The sequence below is a fragment of the Synergistaceae bacterium genome (assembly GCA_017540085.1).
Lineage (GTDB): Bacteria > Synergistota > Synergistia > Synergistales > Aminobacteriaceae > JAFUXM01.
Window position 1 is genome coordinate 1 of the sequence record JAFYBQ010000015.1, and the last position, 4,556, is coordinate 4,556.

Annotated in this window: 4 protein-coding genes; 2 read left to right on the forward strand and 2 right to left on the reverse strand. The window is 47.8% G+C overall.

Translation table 11 applies throughout. The features are described from left to right. The first annotated feature begins 211 nt into the window (after positions 1-211). Both IKQ95_02975 and IKQ95_02980 read left to right on the forward strand, forming a co-directional pair. Positions 212-637: a hypothetical protein gene (locus tag IKQ95_02975; GenBank protein MBR4195657.1), complete on the forward strand. Its 426-nt coding sequence runs from the start codon at positions 212-214 to the stop codon at positions 635-637. 3 nt (positions 638-640) lie between these two features. Then, positions 641-2,467, forward strand: a complete 1,827-nt coding sequence (locus IKQ95_02980) for a polysaccharide biosynthesis protein (GenBank protein MBR4195658.1) — start codon at positions 641-643, stop codon at positions 2,465-2,467. On the opposite strand, the gene IKQ95_02985 is transcribed toward IKQ95_02980, so the two are convergent. Together IKQ95_02985 and IKQ95_02990 are read right to left on the reverse strand one after the other, a co-directional pair. Beyond that, a complete protein-coding gene (locus IKQ95_02985) occupies positions 2,454-3,686 on the reverse strand; it encodes a hypothetical protein (GenBank protein MBR4195659.1) in 1,233 nt (410 codons plus the stop codon). The two genes, IKQ95_02980 and IKQ95_02985, sit on opposite strands and share 14 nt — an antisense overlap. A 74-nt stretch (positions 3,687-3,760) precedes the next feature. Further along, positions 3,761-4,556 (reverse strand): transposase (locus IKQ95_02990; GenBank protein MBR4195660.1); only part of this gene is annotated, 796 nt, incomplete at its 5' end.

Genomic DNA, 4,556 nt, shown 5'->3' on the forward strand with positions numbered 1-4,556 from the left:
ACAGTTCTGAGGGGTAGGGACAGTGTTGCAAGCATACAAAACCGCAGGATAACATTGGCGAAGGATTATTACTCTAGCGGGCGGAGGTCTGTTTCATGTTAGCAGATATAAAGCCCGCACGCCCTTGGGCGTTACAACAATGCGCTTCCTCCCCATAGCGAAAGCAAGGGGTATCCGGCGCAATTTTTTTGACAAGAAAGGAGGCATAATTATGCCTATGCAGGTAACGTTAGATGAGTTACTCGGAATACTAGTATCCCGTGTGGAAGATTTAGCTGTAGACATGGAGAGCCAGAAATCGCGCTTTAATGTGATGTTCAGGATGTTATACCGCCGTGGACTATTCACGGAGGCCGACGCATTAGACGCAATCCGAGATGAGAACAGGATACTTCTTGAGCTTGGACTGATAAAGGCCATGCCGGAAGAGGAAGCCCTGAAAGCGGCCGCCGAAAATCTCATGTTATGGATAAAGGGCGACGTACCTGAAATCCGCCGTTCAATGGAGGAGTTGCAGAAGCGGATAAAGGAAGCCGGGCAGAAGCAGAGCCAGCCGCATATAGAGACGGCACCTGCGGGAGTATTGACGGAGTTAGACCGAATAAATAACCGTTCAGGGAAGAAATTAATCCTCTAAGTCATGCGCTCATATCTTCACGGAATACTGCGGCGAAAATCCTTTGCGGCGATAGCTGATTATGTGCTGTTAGCGTTCTCGGTATACTTGGGCTATGCTCTGAGGCTGGGAATAATCATCCCTCGCTACGTAAATGATTGGCTATATGTGATGACGTTGCTACCGTTATTTTGCGTAGGCACACACACATTTTCGGGACAATACCTCATAATCTGGCCACATGCTGGTGCGGAGGATTATATCCGTTTTATATGGTCATACTTTGCGGGATTTTTCCTATTCCTCGTAATAAATGCCTTGTTGAAGATAGCAATATTCCCTAAAACGTCATTCGCTGTAACATTTCTTGCGGGATTATTCTTATGCGGAGGATTTCGTTCGTCGTGGCTGATGGCGAAATCACTGCGATTAGTGCCGAAGTCAGAGAAGGTGCCTGCGCTGATAGTTGGAGCTGGCGAGGCAGGAGCGTCCTTAGCGCGTGAACTTCTGCACAACGACACGGAGCTATACCCTGCGGGATTTGTTGACGACGACGAGGCGAAGACAGGCCGTCAAGTCTCAGGCGTGAAAGTGTTAGGGACAACGTCCGACCTTAGAGCGATAGTGCAGGACATGAGCATTCAGGTAGTGTTAATCGCAATCCCTTCAGTGTCAGGCCGAAAACGCCGTGAGATATACGGGATATTAGCTCCTCTAGGTGTGAAGGTGCGAACATTGCCGAGCCTGAGAGAGTTAGCCGGAGGGAAAATATCGGTCTCAGGATTGCGGCGTGTGAGACTTGAAGACCTCTTAGGGCGTGAGCCAGTGAAGATAGACATAGAAGCGTCGTTGAATTACGTGAAGGGTAAGCGAGTACTTATTACGGGAGCGGGAGGCTCAATAGGCAGTGAGATAGTGCGACAAGTGCTGCATAATTCGCCGTCCGAAATATTAGCGTTAGGACACGGGGAGCAGTCTATATATCTTTTGACGGAGGAACTATCGCGCCTGAATACGAATATCCCTGTATACCCAGTAATAGCGGACGTAGCCGACGCTGTAGCGATGGAGTATATATTCACGCATCACCGTCCTGATGTAGTGTTTCATGCGGCGGCGCATAAGCATGTTCCGCTGATGGAGTATTCTCCGCGAGAGGCAATGCGGGTGAACTGTCTCGGAACGCGGACGATAGCCCGATGTGCCGGGAAATATAGTGCGTCCCGAATGGTAATGATTTCGACGGACAAAGCTGTGAACCCTTCAAGCATAATGGGAGCGACAAAGCGATTGGCGGAGAAGATATTGGAGCGAGAGCAGGGGAATTATCCTGAGACGAAATACATGGCGGTGCGTTTCGGGAATGTCTTGGGCAGTCGCGGGAGTGTAATCCCGAAGTTTGAGGAACAAATAGCGTGCGGGGGGCCTGTTACTGTAACACATCCTGACATGAAGCGATATTTTATGCTAATCCCTGAAGCTGTGAGCCTAGTGATACAGGCGGGGGCATTGGGACACGGGGGGGAATTGTTTGTGCTGGACATGGGCGAGCCAGTAATAATCCGAGAGATGGCGGAATTGCTGATACGTTTATGCGGGTACGAGCCTGGAAGGGATATACAGATAGTGTATACTGGGATAAGGCCGGGAGAAAAGTTGTACGAGGAATTATTCTACGATGAGAACAGCGTCGCGGGAACTCTTCACCCTAAAATATTTGTCAGCAAAATAAAGACAGGAAGCCCCGCCAATGATGAAGATATTGATACTCTTCTCGAATACGCATTGCGTTATCCTGACGAGGCATTAATCATCCTGAAGCGGCTTGTCCCGGAGTTCACTCACTCTTGAGCCGTCTATTGATTTCGTCAAATTCTGTCCGCAGTGAATTACCCTGAAATATTTTCAGCTCCGGCATGGACAGTTTCATAACCGCGTCAAGAGTACTCAGCCCGGAATGAATAAGCCCCTGCAATTCGCCGGAACTCCGCACCGTCCTGTAAGTATTCTCTGCTAAATCGCGGTTAAGCCTGAGAGATTTTACGCTGTTGATGAGTGTATTTCTCTGAGCGGCGAGAAATTTTGCGTAGAGTTTTGCGGCCTGAATAGTATTATCGTTAGACTTTGCATTGAGAGCGAACGCTTTGCGCTGTGAAGACGTATATAGTTTGCTGTTACTTTTAGTGATAGCGTCCTTTCTGAGAGTTTCAGCCTCATTGATTATGGCGGTAAGTTTCGGCCTGTACTCGGTATCAATTTTCCCTGCTAACTGTTCCTGCGTGAGAATGAGAATGTCATTGAGTACGAGATACATACCTGCGTAACGTTTTGTGATGTCCTGAGTATTGCTATCCTGCTGAGAGAGTTCCTCAAGTTTTGTTACTACGGCTTTGACGTTCTCGAAAATGACGGTGTTGTGAATGATGTCATCTCCTGTAGCTGAGTTAATGAGGATGTCGGCTTGTTCGGGTGTTAATGTTATGCCTATGTGAGAAAGCTCATCTGCGACGCGTGAATTAATCCCTTCCATGTCAGTCTCAGCCTGAGAAATTTCCTTTTCCGCCTGAGAAATTTTCGCGTCAATCTTTGATTTAGTGTCGCGCCAGAACAGATAGCTTTTATCGGGGGCGTTTATGCGATTGTTGCGGAGGGTATCAAGCTCCCTGCGAAGGTCAGTAATTCTCGCCCTAAGCCTGAGAGCGTCCGCCCTAGCGTTACCAGTCTCGCCGTCAGAGAGTATCACCAAAGCCCTGTCGAGAAGCTCATCAATCTTCTTGCCGTTGCTGATTTTGTCTTCCCCGAACCATGACGAATCGGGCAAAGTTTCCTGTTTGTCTCTGAGTGATAGAGCCTCGCCGAGATTGTCCGAGAGCCTGTCCCATTTTCCTGCGATGTTTTCCGGGAGATTATCCCCCTGCGTAGTGCTGTCATCCGAGAACCATCCCGCGAAATACTCTGCTGTATCATTCCACAGCCCTGTGGCGAAGTTGCTCACGTCGTCCCAACCGAAAGCGTAAGCCCCCGAAACATTCAGCGATAATATCATCATGGCCGCTATAAATTTCCTCATCTCATATCAACCTCCTGCGCTTAATGGTGAACTACCCCCCCTTACGGTTACGGGGGCTTCCTAATTCTACGAGGTCAGCGTTGCAACATTTCTGTCTCCGTCTTGCCGTAGGAACGCAGTACGTCCTCTCCAAAGGCGGGGTTAAAAGTTTCCTGCGTCCCACAGGTATGTTTTTTCGCAAGCAATATCATATTTCGTGCCGCATGTACATCTCGGTCTTCTCTATATCCGCATGGGCATTCATATACCCTGTCGGCTAACGTTATGTCCTTCTTGAGTTTTCCGCATACTGGACAATATTTCGTGGTCGGCTCTCCTGAGGACAAGACTGTTACTCGCTCATTCCTTATCAGTTTCGCTTTCACTTGTCCTAATACTGAGTGTTGCACTGTCCTTCCGAACAAGCCTTTATGCCAACCTTTAAGATTTTCATTCTGCATATATACATGCTCATGCTCTAAAAGCTCATGCACAATTTTATTTGCAACATCTTTTTTGCAGCTCGTTAATCTTTGATATGCACTGTGTAACAATTTTCGGGCTTTGTCCGACCCCGGAACGGGTGCGCCCGCGCAATTGCTTGAACTCTTCTTCCGCCGAGCTATTAACCGCTGGCATTTCTTTATTCGTTCACTTTCTCCAATCAGCACTTTATATTTTTTCCCCTCAGATGTCGTTATTGTCGTCTTAATGCCCATATCTATGCCGATTTCCGGCTTATATTTCTTCGTCTCACCTCCCTTATTCTGGTATGTTGTTATTGCTAGATAGTATCCATCAGGCAGATTTAACAGTTTAGCGTTTGCAAACTCTATATCAGGTATATTCCAGAATTGATTTGCCCCTTTAATTCGTATACGTTCCTTGAAA

Excerpts from the sequence above, each read along its gene's own strand:
- IKQ95_02980 (MBR4195658.1), top strand. The coding sequence starts at position 641 with ATGCGCTCATATCTTCACGGAATACTGCGGCGAAAATCCTTTGCGGCG.
- IKQ95_02985 (MBR4195659.1), bottom strand. The coding sequence starts at position 3,686 with ATGAGGAAATTTATAGCGGCCATGATGATATTATCGCTGAATGTTTCG.
- IKQ95_02975 (MBR4195657.1), top strand. The coding sequence starts at position 212 with ATGCCTATGCAGGTAACGTTAGATGAGTTACTCGGAATACTAGTATCC.